2 protein-coding genes are annotated in these 2,545 nt (G+C 58.7%); both read right to left on the reverse strand.

What is annotated here, in order from left to right; all coding sequences use genetic code 11:
• Positions 1-33: 33 nt before the first annotated feature.
• Positions 34-2,094 carry a recombinase family protein gene (locus P3T43_RS35525; RefSeq protein ID WP_429285651.1) on the reverse strand — a complete coding sequence of 687 codons (2,061 nt, stop codon included), beginning with the start codon at positions 2,092-2,094 and terminating at the stop codon, positions 34-36.
• Positions 2,072-2,239: a hypothetical protein gene (locus P3T43_RS35530; protein WP_429285652.1), complete on the reverse strand. Its 168-nt coding sequence runs from the start codon at positions 2,237-2,239 to the stop codon at positions 2,072-2,074. The genes P3T43_RS35525 and P3T43_RS35530 overlap by 23 nt, the downstream gene beginning before the upstream one ends.
• Between the last annotated feature and the right edge of the window lie 306 nt (positions 2,240-2,545).

The raw sequence follows: 2,545 nt of genomic DNA on the forward strand, positions 1-2,545 counted from the left end.
GCGGACACGAGACATAATGCACACCTCCGTATGTTATTGAAGATCAATGGGTAATTGATTTGGATCCGCTGACTGCGGACCGCTATCAGCCTGCCGCGCAAGATAAGCATCGACATCCGACTGGCGGATGATCCAGGGAGCACCGGGACATGCCTGTGACGCCGACAACCTTCCTACTCGAATCAGACGGATGACGGTCGGTGCGCTAACGCCCACGAGACCTGAGACTTCGGCGACGGTCAATTCACCACGCTCTTGCCGCTCGCCTTCGCGATAGGTTGCGATGTGGTGGTGATTACGCAACGTGCAGACTCTCGCGGCCGTCCATGTGTGACCTCTCGCCGTCCGTTTGCCCAAACGGTTAATGACCGCTGCGATGGCGTGGTCCGGCAGCGTTCTTGCCAATGCGCGAACGATGTCTATGGTTTCGACATCTGTAGTCCAACGATGCTCACCTGTGTGGCTCTTCTCGAATACGATCTCGGTATGATCGCCTCCTTGCCAATGCACAAGTGCGCGAATCGTGTCGTCCTGCTTTGTGGCTACGATCTCCTTGATCACAATTCTCAGTATCCGCTTCTTGATCTCAACGGAACTACTCGGGTGATGCCATAGCCGGGGAAGGTCCTCGCCCAGTCGCAGTAGCTCGTCACGCGCGCTCGTGCTCAGCGCTCGCTCAGACAGCTCGCGCATCGATTCGAGCTCGGCCTGCAGCCGTGCCTGTATCTTCAGTGCCTCCTCCCAGCGCCGCTCCAGTTCGGCCGCCACCAGCCGATTCTCCGGCTCGATTGCGTCGTACTGCCGACGTGCACGTGCGGCTTCATACCGGGCCTGTTCAAGCGCAAGCTCCTTGTGTCGAACTCGCTCATCCTGTTCTGATCGCACACGTTCAATGGCCTCAAGTGACGCACGAATTCCGAGAGGCTCGAGCTGACGCAACACTTCTTCAGAAACGCGGTTGTCGATGCGGACAGCGCCAAACGAGATGCAGCGCGGGCCGCCGTGATTGATCATGCTGCCCTGGCAGTTATAGCGGGCCACCGTGCCCTTGGTGCCCGAATAGGCGACATGCAGTTTGCGGCCGCAGTGGCCACAACGTAGCAGCCCGGCCAGAAGCGAACTCCCGCGCTTGACCGCGCCACGGACCATGTTTCCCTTCATGTTCGCGTTATGAGTGATCAATTTACGGTTCGCCTCATACTCGTCCCAGCTAATGTAGCCCTCGTGGTGCTCGATGATCAAGGCCTGCCAGTCATCCCGCTTGAGGGGTCTACCAGCAAAGACCTGCTTGCGACCGTTCACGATGCGAGCGATCGTCCTCGTCTTGCCAAAGGCATATGCGCCGCCGTACGTCGGATTGGTCAGTATGTGCAGCAAGGTGTTATAGACCGGCAGTTTCCAGATGATATGGCGACCGTCCGATCCATAGTTCACGGCGGGTAAATCAATGCGCTCCTGTCGAATCCAGATCAGGACCTGCCTGACGCTGCCAAATTCGCGGAATTTGCGGAACGCCAGTTCGAGCGCCTGGCGAATGCGCGCATCAGGATCCTTCTCGATGCGATTCCCCGTTACGCGCACGTAGCCGATTGGCACAGAGGTAAAGAGCTCGCCGCGTCTCGCCTTCTGGTCAAGAGCGGCTTGCGAGCGCTGCCGAAACGTAGAGAGTTCCATCTCCGAGAGCGTGCCCTTCATGCCGAGTAGTAGTCGGTCGTTGGGCTGTCGGGGATCATAGATTCCGTCCTCGTCAATTAGCAGGCATCCAACAAGACGGCAGAATTCCAGAAGCGTGTGCCAATCGCGGCCGTTGCGCGCCAGGCGTGACGCTTCGATACAGAATACAGCGCCGACCTCGCCGCTGCACAGCGCGACCAGCAAGCGTTCGAACCCGGGACGATGGATACCCGAGCCGGAGCGTCCGAGATCGTCGTCAATGACGGTTACGTCCGGCCAGCCAAGTGTGCGCGCACGATCCGCAAGGCCATACTGGCGCAGCTGGCTCTCGCGGTTATGATGGACCTGGTCCAATGTCGATTGGCGGACATAGACAAATGCGTGGCGGGAAAGGTGCTCAGTGCTGATCTTGTTCATCATGCACCTCCCCCTCGATTGCATCGATCAACCCGTACATCAACAGGGCCAGTTGCGTCACTAGTTCCGTCTGTATCTCCCCTGGAACCAACGTCTCCTGCACCGACTCCTCGAACAGGTCCCTCTGCTTCATTACCAGTGTGCGCATAGCTGCCTCCCTCACGTGTCGACAACGTAAGGGAAGATAACGCCGCGTCGACGAGACGCAGCAGTTCTACTAGCACTGGATGCGGTAGCGCCGGCTTGAGAACGACGCGCATGCGCGCAGCGTCCTCGTCTGCCATCCACGGCGGCAGGAGCGCCAGGGTGCCGTCGGATTGCCTGATGGTCAGATACGACTCGCCCCGGTAGTTGTTCATTCCGATGACGGTTATCCGCTCGCCAAAGCGGGGGTGAAATGGATAGCGGATGACCACATCATCGTGATGACAATGGGCAGTGTGTTGCGGGTTCG

It is taken from the genome of Paraburkholderia sp. GAS41 (genome assembly GCF_050436545.1).
Taxonomy (GTDB): Bacteria; Pseudomonadota; Gammaproteobacteria; order Burkholderiales; family Burkholderiaceae; genus Paraburkholderia.

What these genes read in the sequence shown, in the direction of transcription:
- P3T43_RS35530 (WP_429285652.1), bottom strand. Translation starts at nt 2,239, where the DNA reads ATGCGCACACTGGTAATGAAGCAGAGGGACCTGTTCGAGGAGTCGGTG.
- P3T43_RS35525 (WP_429285651.1), bottom strand. Translation starts at nt 2,094, where the DNA reads ATGATGAACAAGATCAGCACTGAGCACCTTTCCCGCCACGCATTTGTC.